Raw genomic sequence first — 17836 nt, 5'->3', positions numbered from 1 at the left:
TTAAGCCCGGGTTTTTATTCCCGGGCTTTTTTAGGCAAAATATTGGTGTTTAATTCTTTAATAAATAAAAAATAAAGGTGTTTTGCCTTTTCGTCGTTGAGTGTGTGATATTTTACTCTTTCTTTGTATGCTATATAAAAAGCCAAAGCTTTATAGTATTTTTTGTCTATACATATATTTTCGTTATAAGATTCGATTTTTCTTTGAAAGGATGAAGGGGATATATAAATATTATCCATAGCCTCTCTAAGGTATTTTATATATTCTTTTGTTTCTATTGATTTATTACAAAGCAACTGGGCTTCTATTTTTAATTCTTTTAAATTCATTCTTTGCCTCTTGGTTCTATTCTTTTTGTATTTACATTTTATCATTTCGGGGCATAATAAATTTAACGGGAATCTGCAAAATATTTGCAACGGTTTATTGTATTTGAGGCTTTATCAGAAGAGATTTCTATGACTTAAAATATATTATTAAATTATGATTAAATTATTTGCTAATCATTATATAATGTAAAATGCTGTGATAAAATAAACTTATATATTTCTGACGGATTTTTATAATGCAGAATATTTTTTGATTTAAAATCAGACATTTTGTAGGTAAGGTCGGTATTTTTATGATAAATAAAATTTTGGAGACATCCCGTTTAATATTAAGAGAAATTTGTCCTAATGACTACTCTGCCATAAGTATGATTTTACAGGATAGTGAAGTAATGTATGCATGGGAGCATGCTTTTTCAAATACGGAAGTTATCGAGTGGATAGAAGAGAATATAAAAAGGTATGATAGAGACGGATATGGTTATTGGGCTGTTATTGAAAAGGAATCGAATGATTTAATCGGGCTTTGCGGATTGATGGTTGAGCGGGTTGATTATGAGGTTTATACGGGTATCGGTTATATATTCAAAAAAGATATTTGGGGCAAGGGGTATGCTTTCGAAAGTGCTTTGGGATGTATGGATTATGCCTTTAAAGTTTTAAACTTAACCGAAGTGACAGCACAAATACGTACAGAGAATATTTCTTCGATAAAGACGGCAGAAAAACTCGGAATGAGAGTAAAAAAAGAATTTATAAAAAAATATAAGGGGAAAGAAATGCCTCATTTGCTTTACTCAAAAGCGATGAAATAGAATATGAAAGTTTTTGTGATTTGAATGATATATAAAATAACAATGTTAACAGAGGTAAGTAAATATGAAGTTTGATAAAAATACGGTTTATGCTTTGGCTCTTGGAGGCGGAGGAGTCAGAGGTGCTTATGAAATAGGCGTTTGGAGAGCTCTTTTGGAAAATGATATAAAAATAAAAGCCGTATGCGGTACGAGTATAGGAGCGATAAACGGCGCGTTGGTTGCTCAAGATGATTTTGAGAAAGCTTTGAAACTATGGAGTGAGCTTTCTCCGGAAAGTGTGTACAATAAAGACAGCAGTGTTATAAACAGGATAAGGGATATCTCCAAGTTGGAAGTTCTGCTTAGAGCGAATCTGGACGAGGATAAGATAAGAAAAAGCGATGTGGACTTTGGTGTTGTCACCTTTAATTTAACCAGTAAAGAGCCTATTATTATCTTCAAAGAGGATATGCCAAAAGGTAAGATGATAGACTATATATTGGCAAGTGCGAACTATCCCGTATTTTACAGACAGGAGATTGATGAAGACGTGTTTGTTGACGGAGGTGTATATGATAATCTTCCGAGAAAGCCTTTGGCGGATAAGGGATATAAGAACATTATAGAGGTTGATATCAATCCTCCTCTTAGCAATATAACGAAGAAGAAAGTTGAAAAAGACGTTATTGTTCATACTATTACAAGCAAACACAGTCTGTACGGTCAGTTTTTGTTTAACAACAGACAGTTAAATGAAAATATAAGCAAAGGTTATTGGGATACTAAATTATATAATGATGAGTATATGTCCTCGCATTATTATGTAAAAAAAAGAAATGACGGGTATGATATTTCTCTTAAGCCGTCGGATATTTCAAGACTCATAATTGATGACAGATTTTCCAACTTCTTTTTGAAAGACAGTAGAATAATGAGTTATATAGAATATATAAACGGCTACTTTAAAGATAAAAACGGGTATGACGGTGGTGATATTCCGATAAGGGATGAGCGTTTTTTTATGTCTGCTCTTGAAATTACTGCGGATGTTCTAGGCGTAAATCCGATAAAAGAATATTCTTATGAGGATTTTATATTGGAAATATTAAGAGAGATAAACAATATTATTTTGCAGGAAGAAAAAATTTCTCAGCTGCTTGAAAACGGAATATTTAATCTGTCCCGTAATGTAAACATGAGTTTCGACAAAAAGACCCTGCTTGCGATTCTTATTTTTGCGACAAACAAAAGTTCTTTGGTTGAGTCAATTCTGTTTGCGGCAGTACCGAAAATAACAATTGCATTTATTACATCTTTTATTGTTATGAACAGGATTAATTATGATAATATTTTATAGAAAAAGTCAATTATCAACAAATAAACATACGAATATTAAGGGAAAAAAGCGGAATTTACGTAAAGTTATCAACATACTAACAACTTATCCACAGTTTTCCACAATAAGACACGGTTTTTTTGTTAATTTATAAAAATTAAATATATATTACATTTTGTTTGATATTTTGTCGTGTTGGTTTTTTGGTTTATTTAAAAAAGTAGTATTTAGTAATACTTATTGAACGTTGTGAACTTACTGAGTTTTGCTTTAAAATAGAGGAACTATCAAAAAGAAAAAAAATCTTCAAATTTTTATGTATTTGTATTATAATTATAAAGATAATTTAAAATAAAAAGGAGTAGGCAACGTGGTGGAGATTAATTCAAATTTTATAACAAATGAAATAGATAAAGATATAGAAAATGGTGTGTATGACAAAGATGAAATATATACCCGTTTTCCACCCGAACCCAATGGTTTTTTGCATATAGGACATGCAAAAGCCATTTGCATAAATTTTTTAACTGCAAAAAAATATTCGGGAAAGACGAATCTTCGTTTTGACGATACCAATCCTGCCAAAGAAGATACTTTGTATGTGGATTCCATAAAGGAAGACATAAGTTGGCTTGGTTTTAAATGGGATAAAGAACTTCACGCTTCGGATTACTTTGAAAAAATGTATGCTTATGCGGTGGAACTTATAAAAAAGGGACTTGCATATGTAGACGACCAAAGTTATGAAGAAATGAAAAAAAACAGAGGGGATTTAAATACACCCGGTAAAGATTCCATATACAGAAACAGAAGTGTAGAAGAAAACCTTGTTTTATTCAAAGAAATGAAAGAGGGAAAATACGAAACGGGAAGTAAAGTGTTAAGAGCCAAGATAGATATGGCAAGCCCGAATATGAATATGCGTGATCCTGCTTTATACAGAGTCGTTCATGAGGAGCATCACAACACGAAAGACAGCTGGTGTATTTATCCGATGTATGATTTTGCTCATCCTATAGAAGATGCAATAGAGGGAATAACCCACTCTTTATGTTCTTTGGAATTTGAAGATCACAGACCTTTGTACGATTGGATTTTAGACAATTTGGACGATTACAAAGACAAAAGACCCCGCCAAATCGAATTTGCGAGATTGAATCTTACAAATCAGGTGATGAGCAAAAGATATTTAAGAAAGCTTGTTGACGAGGGGATAGTTGACGGCTGGGATGACCCAAGAATGCCTACCCTTTCCGGATTCAGAAGAAGAGGGGTTACTCCTGAAGCAATAGTTAAGTTTTGTGAAGAAATAGGTGTAAGCAAATCGAACAGTGTTGTTGACAGCGGAATGTTGGAACATTTTATCAGAGATGATTTAAAGCTTAAGGCTGACAGAGTAAATGCGGTTTTAAATCCTTTAAAACTTACCATAACCAACTATCCTGAAGGTAAAATAGAGATGCTGGAACTTGAAAACAATCAAGATATAGAAGACGGAGAAAAAAGAGAAGTTCCTTTCGGAAGAGAACTTTATATTGAAAGAGAAGATTTTATGCTTGATCCACCAAAGAAATATTTTAGACTCTTCCCCGGTAACGAAGTAAGGCTCAGAGGTGCTTATTTTGTAAAATGCAACGAAGTTGTAAAGGATGAAAACGGTGAAGTTATCGAAATAAAATGTACGTATGACCCTGAAACAAAATCCGGAAGCGGATTTACGGGAAGAAAAGTAAAAGGCACTATTCACTGGGTTGAAAGAAGCACTGCTATAAAAGCAAAAGCGAGATTGTTGGAGTCTTTATTCAACACGGATGTTTCTGATGATAATTTTATGAATATGGTAAATAAAGATTCGTTGAATGAAAAAGAAATATTTGTTGAACCTTTCCTTAAAGGTGCAAAAGAAGGTGAGAGATTCCAATTTGTAAGAAACGGATATTTCTGTGTGGATAAAAATTCAAAAGATGATGAATTGATTTTTAACAGAATAGTTTCCTTAAAGTCAAGATGGAGACCTGCAAAGAATAAATAAAAAGAACCTGCAAAGGTTCTTTTTTGTTTTGATTTATAATGGTTTTGCTGCTTTTTATGTAGATTTATGCAGCGTCTTTTCCGAATAATATGTATTCTATTTTCCTTATTGCCGCAGTCTTTACTTTTGAAGTATATTCTCTGGTTAAATCTATTTCTTTTGATATATCGCTCATAGTTTTATTTTTCATAAAGAAATCGGTTATTATTTTTTTCTCCGTTTCTGTTAAGCATTCCATTGCTTTGTTTATGTTTTCTACTGCTTTTTTTGTTTTTTCTTCTTCTCTTATCTCCAGAATTTTATTGTAAATAACGAATTCTTTTAATAATTTTTCTGTTTTTCTGTAAGTTTCTGTTTTCATTTTGTTCTCCTTTGATTCTTCTTAGTTTTCAGTATGTACTGTATTAATATGAATTATATTCATATTTTAATATTAATTATCATGATTGTCAAGATAAATATGAATTTTATTCAATTAATATCAAAATGTACTTTACATTCTGAATAAAATTCAATATAATAAAAATATAAATTAATAAAAAATAACAAAAAAATCAAATTGTGTCACAGGAGATTAAAATGTTTGGAGAAAAACTCAGAGCACTGAGAAAAGATAAAAATATGACTCAGGTAGACTTGGCGAAAGCCCTTAATTTGGATAAGTCTTCAATTGCAAAATATGAAAGCGCGGGAATTATTCCTTCCGTGGATACTTTGCAGAAAATTGCAGGTTTGTTTAATGTTTCCATAGACTATCTGCTTAATGCGCCTTTGGGTGATATAAACAATATAGTAAACGTTGAAATTATAGGTACTGTTGTTGCCGGAGCTAACGGTGTTGCAACGTATGAATTTCTCGGAGTTTCTCAGGCTATAAATATCAACAACAAGGATGAATACAAGTATCTGAAAGTAAGGGGAGACAGTATGTCACCTCAAATATTGGAGGGGGATTTGGCTTTGGTCAGACTCCAGTCCGATGTGGATAACGGAGATTTGGCCGTTGTGATAATAGACGGGGAAGAAGGAGTTATAAAAAAGGTTCAAAAAGCAGAAAATTCCATTTCTTTGATATCTTTTAATCCTATGTATGATACCAGAGTTTTTATAGGAAAAGATATGGCAAAGATAAATATATTCGGTAAAGTGGTTAAAGTTGAACGGGCGTACTAAATATTTTTATAAAGACAAAATTATTTGAGCAGCTTTCTTTAATCGTTCTGTCTAGGTAATTAAATATTTTTTTACTCATATAAATATTATTGATATTTGATTTTAAGAGGTAGAGTATGAAAATATTGATTTTGGGATTGGGACCTATAGGCAGTGTATACGGATATGTTTTTAAAAAGGCAGGGCATGATGTCACGCATTTTATAAGGGAAGAAAAGAGAAGTAAAGTAGAAGAGACTTTAAAAGTCAAACTTTTTGATATAAGGTACAATAAAAAGGGTAAGAGTAAGGAAGATGAGTATAACATTGAACTTATGCAGGATAGAGAGTTTGATTTTATCTTCATAAGTGTTTCTCCAAGAAAAGTAAAGGATGCCGTGGATACCATAAATAAAAACAGCATAAAGGGGACGATTGTATTTTTTAATTGTTTGTATATGGAAAGAGAGGATATTGAAAGTATCGTAAAAGGCAATGATTACATAGTAGCGTATCCTCTTGTTGCGGGCTGTCTTGATGGAAATGTTTTGGATGCAGTTATTTTTGATCATATAGTTGCACAGAAAAAAGGAGAATCAAAGGTTAAAAATTATAACGGTTTTGTATCTCTTTTTGCAAGCTGTGATATTTATATAGAAAATCCTTTTGATATGTTGGAATGGAACTTGGTGTATATGGGCGTAAGTGCGGGTTTTATATCTTCCGCAGGAAGCTTGTTTGATTTAAGGGATGTAAAAAATACTTTTTTAAGTGTGATAAACTCGAATAAGGCTTTGTCTTATGCATTCAACGCCATAAAGGAAATCGTCTTTGCATTGGCGAAAAGGGGTATAAAACCCATAAATTACAAAAATATACTGTCTTCATACAATTCGCCTCCAAAAATAGCAGGGATGATTATACGTAGAAACATAAGAAACAACGAATGTATGAAAAGAATGTTTTGTTTGAATGTAGATTTTGAGGATTTGCTTTTTGTGGTTTTGTCAATTTATGATTTATGCAAAGAAGAAAATGTAGAGTGTCCGTTATTTTATAAAAACTGTGAAATTGTTAAAGAAAAGTATTGTAATAGGTAATAAATAAGAAAAGGAGATAAAGATTATGAAAGAAGAAAGACCATGCAGTAATGTACATAAAGAAGAATGTCCATGTACGTATCCCTGCGAAAATCACGGAAGGTGTTGTAATTGTGTTGCTCACCACAGAGAATATGGTGGGATAGTCGCTTGTTTGAAAGGGAATAAATAACACACCAAGAGGTGTGTTATTTTTTTGTTTGTAAAATTTAATTTACTTTATTTTAATGAGTTTGTACTGTTATGTTGTTTGATTTTAACGTATTGAAAGTTTTGTTAACTAAATTTTTCGGATATGCCTTTTTATTACCCAAATCTAAATGGGAAAAGAATTTATCAATATAATATACGAATATTATGACTTTATTCTTTAAATATAATTTCTCCGTTATCCATTGATTCGATTATTGCGAGGGATTCAAGTTTGATGCCTTTTTCTCTTATTATTTTCCCTCCGTTCTGCATTCCTTTTTCTATTACTATTCCGGCCCCTTCTGTCTTTGCTCCCGCTTTGTTTACAATTTCGATAAGTCCGAGAAGGGCGCAGCCGTTTGCAAGAAAGTCGTCTATTAAAAGAACTCTGTCGTCTTTATTTAAGAATTTCTTTGAAAGTATTACGTCATAAGTTTTTTTGTGAGTGAAGGATTCTACTTTTGATTTGTATACTTCTCCTTCTATATTTATACTTTGGGCTTTTTTTGCAAATACTACGGGTACGTTAAAATACTGTGCTGCAATACAGGCAATTCCTATGCCTGAAGACTCTATTGTGATTATTTTTGTTATGTTTTTGTCTGCAAATCTTCTTTTAAATTCTTTTCCTATTTCGTTAAATAATTCTATATCCATTTGATGGTTTAAAAAACTGTCGACTTTAAGTACATTTCCTTCTTTTACAGTTGCATCGTTTAATATTCTTTCTTTTAGCAGTTTCATTTTTTATCCTCTCAGTGATTTTTTGTTATTAAAATAATACTGTATAACAAAATTTTTTTCAATCAATATCTGTGTAAAATAAAATGTACTTATAGGGTATTGACAATATGTATTTTATTATATATAATGTACTTACTTGATAAGTACATTATCTTTTTAGAATAAATTATGATTTGGAAAGGAGGCGTATATATGTGGAAATAATTTTAAACAGCAACAGTAACAAACCTATATATGAGCAGATTACTTCGCAGATAAAGGCAATGATAATAAGCGGAGAATTAAAAGAAGGAGAGTCTCTTCCCTCTATGCGTAAACTTGCAAAGGAGCTTCACGTCAGCGTTATTACATCTCAAAGAGTTTACGAAGATTTGCAAAGAGACGGTTTTATAGAATCCAGTGTCGGTAGAGGGACTTTTGTATCCGCAAAGAACAAAGACTTTATAAAAGAAGAAAACTTAAGAAAAGTGGAAAAGTTAATTGGGGAGATTGTGGATATTTCAAAAGCAAACGATATAAAAAAAGAACAGCTTATAAAGATACTTAGCATATTTTACGAGGAGGATTGACATGGAATATACATTGGAAGTAAATAACTTAACCAAGCGATATAAGGATTTTGAAATAAAGGATATATCTTTGAATATACCCAAAGGAAGTGTTGTGGGGCTTATAGGTGAAAACGGAGCCGGAAAATCCACTTTCATAAATTCAATTTTAAATATAAACTGTCCGGAAGAAGGAGAAATAAAAATCTTCGGTAAAGATTTAAGAATGTATGAAAAAGAAATCAAAGAAGACATAGCTGTAATATTTGATAAGAGTCATTATAATGAGGGTTTTACACCGAAGTTTGTGGGGAAAATGCTTTCTAAAATATATAAAAACTGGGATGGGGAAAAGTACTCTGCTCTTCTTAAAGAATTCAACATTCCCGAAAATAAAAAAATAAAGAAATTTTCAAAAGGAATGACGATGAAGTTTGAGTTTGCCGCAGCACTCAGTCATAATCCGAAATTTTTGATACTCGATGAAGCGACGAGCGGTTTGGATCCTGTGTTTCGTGATGAAATATTGGATATATTGAGGGATTTCACGGAAGACGAAGAACACAGTATTTTAATATCGTCTCACATAACCAGCGATTTGGATAAAATTTCCGATTACATAGCTTTTATACATGAGGGACGTCTGCAATTTATAAAGACATATGAGGATATACATGACAATTACGGAATCATATCATGTAAAAAAGAATTTTTTGATAATTTAAATTCTGACGATATCGTTGCTTATAAGAAAGAAACCTTTGGGTATAAGGTTCTTGTAAAAAACAGAATAGAGATTATGAATATTTATAAAGACTTGAATATAACAAATGCGAGTATTGAAGATGTTATGTTATTTTATATAAAAGGAGAACAAAAATAATGAAGGGTATAATTTATAAAGATTTTTATTTGGGATTCGGACTTTTAAAGAACTTGCTCAGTTTTATTGCTTCCTTTCTTATAGTTATAGCCGTAGTTGTCCTTATGGACGGACCTTTCGGATTTATAATAATATCCGGAATAACCGTTCCCATAATAGGGAGTACTTTGCTTCAGGTAAGCGTTGAGGAAGACGAAAAGACAAATTTTGACAAAATGCAGCTTACATATCCCATGACAAAAGATGAAATTATGTTATCAAAATATTTAACGGGGCTTATTATGATGGGGGTATGTCTGATTATAAATTGCATTATATGCTTTTTATATGTACACGTTTTTAAAACGATATCTTTGTCTGCCGCAATTGATATATATATTTTTGCTTTTATATTCGGACTTATATTTATGGCTTTAAGCAACTTTATATTTGTTCTTTTAGGAAATAAAAAAGGTCTTGTTTTATATATGATTATGATCATATTTATGGCAGGAGGTTATGGAGCTACTTCTTGGAGAATAGATTATATATCTATTTTGCAGAATCATATAAATATGATTTTAACTATAGGTTCTGTTATAGGTATTTTAATGCTTGTGGGAAGTTATTTCGCTTCACTTAAAGTTTATAAGAAAAGATATTCATAAAATAATCATTGATAAAAAATCTATAAAAGTTCAAAAGAGGTGATAATATTACCTCTTTTTATTATTGCCGAGTTGAAAGTAGTATTATTTTAAAGGATGGTTTTAAATTTATATATATGATTTTTTTCTATGAAAAAAATGCAGAAAAAAGCAGAACATTGTCTATTATGCAGTTTATTTATAATATGAAATATTATATAATACTTTAGATTAATTATAATAAGAGGTAACAGAATGAAAAAATTTATACAGGAATTTAAAGAATTCGCCTTAAGAGGAAATGTGATGGACCTGGCTGTCGGTGTTATTATAGGGGGTGCATTTCAAGCGATAATCAACTCTCTTGTAAAAGATATAATTTCTCCTATTATAGGTCTGTTTGCGAAAACGGACTTTACTGATTTGGTGCTTAACATTATGGGGGTAAATATTAGATATGGTTCGTTCTTAACTGCCGTTATTAACTTCATCATTATGGCATTTATTATATTTATAATGGTAAAAGTTCTTAACAAATTAGCGACAATCGGTAAAAAGGAAGCTGTGGAAGAGGCTCCCACAACCAAAACATGTCCTTACTGTTTAAGCGAAATACCTATCAATGCGACAAAATGTGCGCATTGTACATCTGATTTAACGGAATAAAAAAAGAGCTTTAAGCTCTTTTTTTATTTGTTTTCTTCTTCCGTAACGGGAGCATATATTTCTCTCGTCTGAACATCTTCTTTGTTTGTTTTTAGTTTTGTGCTGTCTTTATTTATTACCCCGATATAACTTTTCCCTTCGTAAACCGGAAGTTCATTGCCTTGGAGGGTAGTGATTTTTAAATCTCCCGCTTCACTGTCTTTAGACCATTTTATTTCCTGTACTCTTCCGTTTGAAAGATAGTATCCCGTTCCGCCTTTCCAGTTGACTTCCTTAAGTTGTCCTATTCCGAGCATTCCTATATCCGTTTCCAGTACGAACACATTGGTAAATTCCAATTGTTTATTTGTCTTTCCGTCCATTTGAGCGTTTCCGCTGTGTTCTTTTTTGTAAGTTTTGTTTTCTGTATCGAATTTAAATGTCGAATAGTATTCATTTGAAAAGTTTAATACAGCTTTGTCGCATGCCGTTAATTTTGTGGTTTCTATTACTTCTTTTTCTTCTTCTTTTTTGCCGAAGATTTTTTCGAAGAATCCCGGTTCTTCTTCCTCTTCCTGTGTTACTATAGGTTCAAAACTGAATATAGGTTTGTTCTTCTCTGCTTTTAAATCGATTCTTGTCTTTTCCTTTTTTATAACGGAAGGGAGATTTTCACCTTTTAGATATGCCGTGTGTTCAAGTGCATATTTCCCAAGTCTTTCATCATCTCTGGCAAATAAATCCGAACCGTAAGACATACCGTTGAATCTATCTATATTTAGTCTGTTCATTGTATCGGTTGCGTATTGGTTGCCTCCCCAGTGAATGTATATACTGTCAAAACTGTCTGCAAATATCGGGAAATAATATCTGCAGCTTCTTATCGGACATACTTTTGGAACTTTTGTATAATCACCGTAGACTGCCATTAGTCTTGTGATATTTCCTTCTACAGGAATTTCAAATATAATGTCCGCATCGCTTATGCCGTATTGAGGCATTGCTTCCTTATGGTTGTTTACCATTACCGCTATAGGGCGTTTTCCGACTGCTTCCGGCGAGATTCCTTCAAGTCCCGTAAGCAGATTCACATCAGGTTTTTTCTCTGCTGTGTCGTCTTTACCGCAGCCGTAGAAAATACCTGTGATAAGTAAAAAACACATTAAAACCGCAATTATTCTCTTTTTCATAATATCCTCCTAAATTATAAGAAAATTTTATCATAATTTTCGTTTTATATCAAATTTTATATATAGTTCAACTTTTATGTATATAAAAAATTATTTTTATTTTGATATTTGTAAAACAGGCATAATATTATAATTTGTAATAAAAGTAATGTTATGCATATGTAGCGTATGTTTTATATTAACCTGTTTAATAATTATTTTTCGTGTTTTTTTATTGTGTTTTGTAAAAAATTTTCTTTTATATGAGGGGAAACGATGTTTTCATGTTAGTGTTTTTATTATTATAAAAAGTTATAAATCGAAAATATTTTTAATTTAAAAAGTCTTATGTGTATGAAGTTATAATTTGGATTGATTTTTGTTTTTTAATTTATTGTGTTTTTTTGATTATTTAAATAAATGAGTATTTAAAATATTCAGAATTTTATTAAAACCTTTGTATTTTTATATTGACTTAATTATAAAAAAACATTAAAATTAAACAGTAGTATGTATTGATTATAATTATTAACTAAACTTTTTTAGTATTTATATATATTTTTAATAATATTTAAATTTAAATGTTATATTTTAAATTCTAATATCCAAAAACATGGTATTGTTTTGTTTGGTTCATTTTCATTGCATACTTAAATTTTAACAGAAAATCTTAATCTGGATAAGGAGGAGAAAATGGGATTATCATTTCCAGTAGTACTGATAATAGCAGTTGTAACTGGGATAATTTGCTTTTTCATCGGTGGATATTATAAGCAAACATCCGGAGAAGGTAAGCTTAGGAATGCCGAACAAACCGCCAACAAAATGGTGGAGGATGCTTTAAAAGAAGGCGAGAGAATAAAAAAAGAAAAGCTTATCGAAGCAAAGGATGAAGTGTTCAATTTAAAAAGTGATTTTGACAAAGAAGCCAGAGCCAGAAGAGAAGAACTTCAACTTGTTGAAAAGAGAGTTCTTCAAAGAGAAGAGATGGCTGACAAGAGAAGTGAAGCACTTGATCATAAAGAAGACAAACTTATAAAGAAAAGTGACGAATTAATCAAAAAAGAAGATAAACTCGAAAAAATGCATCAAGAACAGGTAAGAGAGCTTGAAAAAATTTCAAAACTTACTTTTGAAGAGGCTAGACAGCTTTTACTTGCTGATGTTGAAAAGCAAATTTCCAGAGAAACCGCATTACTTATAAAAAACAAAGAATTGGAAGCAAAGGAAGAGGCCGATAAGAAAGCGATGGAAATCGTGTCTTATGCGATTCAAAGATGTGCGGCCGACCATGTTGCGGAAACTACGGTATCCGTTGTAAATCTGCCTAATGACGAAATGAAAGGACGTATTATCGGAAGAGAGGGCAGAAACATAAGAACAATAGAAACACTTACGGGTATAGATCTTATCATAGACGATACTCCGGAAGCGGTTATATTATCGGGGTTTGATCCCGTAAGAAGAGAAATCGCGAGAATATCTCTTGAAAGACTTATCGTAGACGGCAGAATTCATCCTGCAAGAATCGAAGAAACAATCAAAAAAGCAGAAAAAGAAATCGACACTAAAATAAGAGAGATGGGTGAACAGGCATTGTTTGATACCAATGTCATGAAACTTCATCCCGACTTGACAAAACTTATAGGAAGACTTCATTATCGTACAAGTTACGGACAAAATGTTCTTAAGCACTCGATTGAAGTTGCAAATCTTGCAGGCATTATGGCAGATGAGCTTGGTGCGAATGCAAAGCTTGCCAGAAGAGCGGGTATGCTTCATGATATAGGTAAAGCCATAGACCATGAAGTTGAGGGAAGCCATGTAAGCATAGGTGTAGATCTTCTTAAAAAGTACAAAGAAAACAAAGAAGTTATTCATGCCGTGGAAGCACATCACGGTGATGTTGAACCTAGTACGGTAGAAGCCGTATTGGTACAGGCGGCGGATGCCATATCTGCAGCCAGACCGGGAGCCAGAAGAGAAACTCTTGAAAGCTATACAAAACGTTTGGAAAAATTGGAACAGATTGCAAATTCCTTTGAAGGCGTTGAAAAATCTTTTGCAATTCAGGCGGGAAGAGAAATCAGAGTTATGGTTAAACCGGAACAGGTTGATGATCTGAAGATGGTTCATGTGGCAAAAGAAATAGCTAATATGGTTGAGAACGACCTTGAATATCCCGGACATATCAAAATCAGTATGATAAGGGAAACAAGGGCAACCGAATATGCAAAATAATTAAGGGGTTTAAAATTGAAGATTTTAGTATTTGGTGACATTTTTGCCAAATATGGAAGAAAGCTCATCGTTGATGAGCTTTCTCATATTAAGGCTGAATACGGTGCAGATTTCGTTATTGCAAACGGAGAAAATGCAGCGAACGGTAAAGGTATAACCAGAAAAGTTTATAACGAGCTTATAAATGCCGGTGTAGATGTGATAACTACCGGTAATCACATATGGGATAATAAAGATGTGTATAATTTTATACAGGAAGAAGACAGGATAATAAGACCCGCAAATTATCCGAACCCTTGTCCCGGAAGAGGGTATGAAGTATACAGAGTCGGAAAGGTAAGGATAGGGGTTGTTAATTTATCCGGTACCACGTATATGAATCCTTTGGATAATCCTTTTGATGTTGTCGACAAAATATACGAAAATATTAAAAATGTTTGTGATATTATAATCCTAGATTTTCACGCAGAAGCAACAAGCGAGAAAATAGCTATGGGATATTTTGTAGACGGACGGATAAGTGGAGTTTACGGTACTCATACTCACGTTCAAACCGCGGATAACAGAGTACTTGAAAATGGTACGGGTTACATAACCGATGTAGGTATGTGCGGCAGTATAGACGGAGTTATAGGTGTAGACAGAGATTTTATCGTGAAGAAATTCAAAGTTCAAAGACCTGCGGGCAAGTATGCTCTTGCGGAAGGGAAAAGACAGATAAACGGTGCTGTTTTTACTTTTGATGACGACACTTATAAATGTACGAATGTAGAAAGAGTTTACAAAGTATTTCCATAACCACAATTTAGGAGGAAACATTATGGAAGTATTAAAAGTATCATCAGGATCAAACCCCAATTCTGTAGCGGGTGCATTGGCAGGTGTGATTAGAGAAAGTGATCAAGCAGAGGTTCAAGCTATAGGCGCGGGAGCTCTTAATCAGGCTATTAAGGCTATTGCCATAGCCAGAGGGTATGTTGCACCCGGAGGACATGATCTTGTGTGTATTCCTGCTTTTACGGAAGTTGAAATAAACGGAAGTGACAGGACGGGTATCAAATTGATAGTGAGAAGCAGGTAAAAATAAGCACCGTTTTATACGGTGTTTTTTTTATTCAAAATACAACTTAAAGTATTTGATCTGAAATATGCTATAATTATAATATAAAAAAGGGATTTTTAATATGGACAAGATTAATAACGCAACGCTTAAAATAAATGGAAATACTTTAAAAATAATTGCCGTTATAACCATGATTATTGACCATATCGGCGGTGTATTGATAGAAGGCGGAATACTTCATTGGTTTGACAGCGGAGTGTTTCAAAAAATGTTGTTAACCGATTACGGTATGAAATGGTATGATTTTGATTTTATTTTAAGATGTATCGGCAGAATATCTTTCCCGATATTTTGTTTTCTTCTTGTTGAAGGCTTTTTGCATACGAGAAACTTAAAAAAATATCTTTCAAGAATACTTATATTTGCATTTATCTCCGAAATTCCTTTTGATTTGGCTTTATATAACAGTTTCTTTGTTTTCGATACTCAAAATGTGTTATTTACTTTTTTTATAGGAATTTTGATGATGATGGTTCTTTCAAGATTTAAAGGCCGGTATATATTGCAGGCTTTAACTGTACTCATAAGTGGGGTTGTCGCCTATATGTTAAAGACGGATTATACCTTTATTGGTATATTGATTATAGCGGTATTATATTTGTTTAGAGAAGACAGAAGTTTATTGTATTTTATAACAGGCATTGTTTGTATGTTTGAAAGTTACGTTTTTTATTTTTTCAGTGTTTTTTCTCTTCCTATTATAGCAATGTACAATGGGCAAAAGGGTAGGTTAAATTTAAAATACTTGTTTTATCTTTTTTATCCGATTCATCTAATTATTTTGGTTTTTATAAGAGTTTATTTTATGGGCGTACCCATTAATTAAAAAAGACGGAATGTATCCGTCTTTTTTTTATTTGATTTTTATAGGAGGATAGGCATCTTTGTTGTTGTGCATATTTATAACCTCCATTATTTCGTTAATCCCTATTTGTATGTTATCGAGCATTTCTCTGTCTATATTGTAATTTAAGAATAAGTCTTCCAGATATTTTGCAATATAAACACTGCTTTGGGATATTTCTATGAATTTATCGAAATTGTTGCTTTTTGCAGCGTTCTTGAATTTTGCTATGTCTTCTTTTATAAAGTCGATTATTTGTTTTACATTTGCGTATTTTTCTTCCCATAAAGGATAAGGTCTTAACCGCTGAAGGTAAAACTTATCTTCTTTTGTTATTGTGAAAATGTATGATACTACACATTTTTCACATATATCGAATTCAACCAAATGCATTTGACTGTTAAAACTTTTTATTCTTCCTCCCAGCTGTCTGAGGCTTAAGTCTATTATATCTCCGTTTACGGAATTTCTGTTCATATTTTTACTCCTTTTTATGCGAATCTTATAATCAAATATACTGTACTTATTATAATCGAAAGCAGCATCATTGGGAATCCTGTTTTGAAATAGTGTTTAAACGTCAAAGGATATCCGTTTTTTGCGCTTATGCTTGAAAGAACGACGTTTGCGGATGCACCTATAAGTGTACCGTTTCCTCCAAGGCATGCTCCAAGAGATAATGCCCACCAAAGAGGAATTACATCTATGTTTCCCGTATTCTGCATTGTAAGTATAAGAGGTATGAGGGTAGCAACAAAAGGGATATTGTCAAGGAATGATGAAATTATTGCGGAAGCCCAAAGAATAATTATCATCGTAAAAAGCATATTTCCTTTTGTTATGTCGATTAAAACATTTGCCAAATTTGCTATAACTCCCGTTTCTTCCAAACCTCCAACCACTATGAAGAGCCCTATAAAGAAAAGAATAGTTGACCATTCGACGCTTATGATTATTTCTTCGGCGTCTTGTTTACCGAAAAGTAGCATTATTACTGCGGCAAAAAGAGCTATGGTGCATGACTCCATGCCTAGAGTTGAATGGAATATGAAAGCTAAAACGACAAGTATAATCATAATAATGCTTTTTATCATTAGTGGCTTATCTTTTATGGCTTTGTTTTCATCCATTTTCATTATCTCTTTGACATTCTTTTCTTCTACTTTCATATCTTTTTTGTAAATGAGAGTAAAGCACAGTATGCTGACAATCAAAATGACTACTACAGGTATGCCCGTATTTATTATAAAATCCGTAAAGCTCAAATTTGCGGCGCTGCCTATCATGATATTGGGAGGGTCACCGATTAGGGTTGCTGTTCCTCCTATATTAGACGCCATAATTTGGGTTATTATAAAGGGAATGGGGTTTATGTTCAGTATTCTTGTTATGGCTATCGTCATGGGTCCTACAAGAAGTACTGTTGTCACGTTGTCTAAAAATGCGGATAGCACTGCTGTTATTATTATGAATATTATCATTATATTGATAGGTTTTCCCTTTGCGATTTTAGCTGATTTTATGGCAATATATTCGAATATTCCACAGTTTTTCACGACTGCAACGAAGAGCATCATTCCAATTAGAACGCCTATTGTATTAATATCAACATACTCCATGCTTTTTTCAACGGTAAGAATATGTGTTATTATGAGCAGTACTGCTCCCGTAACAGCTGCAACGGTACGATGAATTTTTTCTGTCATTATGGCGGTCATGGTAATAAAGAAAATAATTATTGAAATAATTTGTTGTGTTGTCATTTTTTTACCTGCCTAAATCTAATATTGTTATAAACTGTTACATTATATATCCATTTTTTTTCTAAAGCAATATTATTTTTATAAAAAAATGAATTTGGAATGATGATTATGGATTTTTGATATATTGGATTTTTTGTTGAAAATATTTTATGTAAGTTAATATTTTTTACCATAAAAAAAAGAAACCTTTAAATACCTTTTGCGAGTTTATATGTATTTATTGTTTCTGAAATTCTAAATTATTTAAATGGTTGAGGATGGTGGGAGAGAATGGATTCGAACCATTGTAGGCTGAGCCAACGGATTTACAGT

The 17836-nt window shown here is 32.3% G+C and carries 20 protein-coding genes; 14 read left to right on the top strand and 6 right to left on the bottom strand.

Annotated features, from left to right (window positions below):
• Positions 1-14: 14 nt before the first annotated feature.
• A complete protein-coding gene (locus tag QZ357_RS09255; protein ID WP_290776439.1) occupies positions 15-329 on the bottom strand; it encodes a hypothetical protein in 315 nt (104 codons plus the stop codon).
• A gap of 293 nt (positions 330-622) precedes the next feature.
• Here QZ357_RS09255 and QZ357_RS09250 point away from each other — a divergent pair, with 293 nt between their 5' ends.
• The 3 genes from QZ357_RS09250 to QZ357_RS09240 all read left to right on the top strand — a co-directional run bounded on the left by QZ357_RS09250 (position 623) and on the right by QZ357_RS09240 (position 4494).
• Positions 623-1144 (top strand): GNAT family N-acetyltransferase, encoded by a 522-nt coding sequence (locus QZ357_RS09250; RefSeq protein WP_290776437.1) that lies wholly within the window; start codon positions 623-625, stop codon positions 1142-1144.
• A gap of 64 nt (positions 1145-1208) precedes the next feature.
• Positions 1209-2483: a patatin-like phospholipase family protein gene (locus QZ357_RS09245; protein WP_290776435.1), complete on the top strand. Its 1275-nt coding sequence runs from the start codon at positions 1209-1211 to the stop codon at positions 2481-2483.
• Between the two features lie 349 nt (positions 2484-2832).
• Positions 2833-4494 carry a glutamine--tRNA ligase/YqeY domain fusion protein gene (locus tag QZ357_RS09240; protein ID WP_290776433.1) on the top strand — a complete coding sequence of 554 codons (1662 nt, stop codon included), beginning with the start codon at positions 2833-2835 and terminating at the stop codon, positions 4492-4494.
• Between the two features lie 64 nt (positions 4495-4558).
• Here QZ357_RS09240 and QZ357_RS09235 read toward each other — a convergent pair whose 3' ends face one another.
• Entirely contained in the window at positions 4559-4855 is a 297-nt protein-coding gene (locus QZ357_RS09235) for a sigma factor-like helix-turn-helix DNA-binding protein (protein WP_290776431.1), read from the bottom strand.
• Positions 4856-5073: 218 nt separating this feature from the next.
• Here QZ357_RS09235 and QZ357_RS09230 point away from each other — a divergent pair, with 218 nt between their 5' ends.
• From QZ357_RS09230 to QZ357_RS09220, 3 genes are all read left to right on the top strand, one after another.
• Positions 5074-5667 carry a LexA family transcriptional regulator gene (locus tag QZ357_RS09230; protein WP_290776429.1) on the top strand — a complete coding sequence of 198 codons (594 nt, stop codon included), beginning with the start codon at positions 5074-5076 and terminating at the stop codon, positions 5665-5667.
• 116 nt (positions 5668-5783) lie between these two features.
• Positions 5784-6746 (top strand): ketopantoate reductase family protein, encoded by a 963-nt coding sequence (locus QZ357_RS09225; RefSeq protein ID WP_290776428.1) that lies wholly within the window; start codon positions 5784-5786, stop codon positions 6744-6746.
• 25 nt (positions 6747-6771) lie between these two features.
• Positions 6772-6918: a hypothetical protein gene (locus QZ357_RS09220; RefSeq protein ID WP_290776426.1), complete on the top strand. Its 147-nt coding sequence runs from the start codon at positions 6772-6774 to the stop codon at positions 6916-6918.
• Positions 6919-7109: 191 nt separating this feature from the next.
• Here QZ357_RS09220 and QZ357_RS09215 read toward each other — a convergent pair whose 3' ends face one another.
• A complete protein-coding gene (locus QZ357_RS09215) occupies positions 7110-7682 on the bottom strand; it encodes a xanthine phosphoribosyltransferase (protein WP_290776425.1) in 573 nt (190 codons plus the stop codon).
• 194 nt (positions 7683-7876) lie between these two features.
• Here QZ357_RS09215 and QZ357_RS09210 point away from each other — a divergent pair, with 194 nt between their 5' ends.
• From QZ357_RS09210 to mscL, 4 genes are all read left to right on the top strand, one after another.
• Entirely contained in the window at positions 7877-8251 is a 375-nt protein-coding gene (locus QZ357_RS09210; protein WP_290776423.1) for a GntR family transcriptional regulator, read from the top strand.
• 1 nt (position 8252) lies between these two features.
• A complete protein-coding gene (locus tag QZ357_RS09205) occupies positions 8253-9113 on the top strand; it encodes an ABC transporter ATP-binding protein (RefSeq protein ID WP_290776421.1) in 861 nt (286 codons plus the stop codon).
• Positions 9113-9760: an ABC-2 transporter permease gene (locus QZ357_RS09200; protein ID WP_290776419.1), complete on the top strand. Its 648-nt coding sequence runs from the start codon at positions 9113-9115 to the stop codon at positions 9758-9760. Before QZ357_RS09205 ends, QZ357_RS09200 begins: the two co-directional genes overlap by 1 nt.
• 234 nt (positions 9761-9994) lie before the next feature.
• Positions 9995-10405 carry a large conductance mechanosensitive channel protein MscL gene (mscL, locus tag QZ357_RS09195; protein WP_290776417.1) on the top strand — a complete coding sequence of 137 codons (411 nt, stop codon included), beginning with the start codon at positions 9995-9997 and terminating at the stop codon, positions 10403-10405.
• A gap of 23 nt (positions 10406-10428) precedes the next feature.
• On the opposite strand, the gene QZ357_RS09190 is transcribed toward mscL, so the two are convergent.
• Positions 10429-11574, bottom strand: a complete 1146-nt coding sequence (locus QZ357_RS09190; protein WP_290776415.1) for a DUF3048 domain-containing protein — start codon at positions 11572-11574, stop codon at positions 10429-10431.
• 672 nt (positions 11575-12246) lie between these two features.
• On the opposite strand from QZ357_RS09190, the gene rny reads away from it, so the two are divergent.
• The 4 genes from rny to QZ357_RS09170 all read left to right on the top strand — a co-directional run bounded on the left by rny (position 12247) and on the right by QZ357_RS09170 (position 15743).
• A complete protein-coding gene (gene rny, locus QZ357_RS09185) occupies positions 12247-13794 on the top strand; it encodes a ribonuclease Y (RefSeq protein ID WP_290776414.1) in 1548 nt (515 codons plus the stop codon).
• Positions 13795-13809: 15 nt separating this feature from the next.
• On the top strand, positions 13810-14592 hold the full coding sequence (locus tag QZ357_RS09180; RefSeq protein ID WP_290776412.1) for a TIGR00282 family metallophosphoesterase: 783 nt from the start codon (positions 13810-13812) through the stop codon (positions 14590-14592).
• A 22-nt stretch (positions 14593-14614) separates the two neighbouring features.
• Entirely contained in the window at positions 14615-14875 is a 261-nt protein-coding gene (locus tag QZ357_RS09175; protein ID WP_290776410.1) for a stage V sporulation protein S, read from the top strand.
• 103 nt (positions 14876-14978) lie between these two features.
• Positions 14979-15743, top strand: coding sequence for a TraX family protein (locus tag QZ357_RS09170; RefSeq protein ID WP_290776408.1), 765 nt, complete (start codon positions 14979-14981; stop codon positions 15741-15743).
• Between the two features lie 27 nt (positions 15744-15770).
• Here QZ357_RS09170 and QZ357_RS09165 read toward each other — a convergent pair whose 3' ends face one another.
• Together QZ357_RS09165 and QZ357_RS09160 are read right to left on the bottom strand one after the other, a co-directional pair.
• On the bottom strand, positions 15771-16238 hold the full coding sequence (locus QZ357_RS09165) for a hypothetical protein (protein ID WP_290776406.1): 468 nt from the start codon (positions 16236-16238) through the stop codon (positions 15771-15773).
• Between the two features lie 14 nt (positions 16239-16252).
• The gene (locus QZ357_RS09160) at positions 16253-17524 is read right to left on the bottom strand and encodes an ArsB/NhaD family transporter (RefSeq protein WP_290776404.1); all 1272 of its coding nucleotides are present in this window, start codon (positions 17522-17524) and stop codon (positions 16253-16255) included.
• Between the last annotated feature and the right edge of the window lie 312 nt (positions 17525-17836).

The sequence above is a fragment of the Anaerofustis sp. genome (assembly GCF_019420015.1).
Taxonomy (GTDB): domain Bacteria; phylum Bacillota; class Clostridia; order Eubacteriales; family Anaerofustaceae; genus Anaerofustis.
Note: the sequence above shows the minus strand (reverse complement) of the source record. Positions and strands in the feature narration are given on the sequence as shown.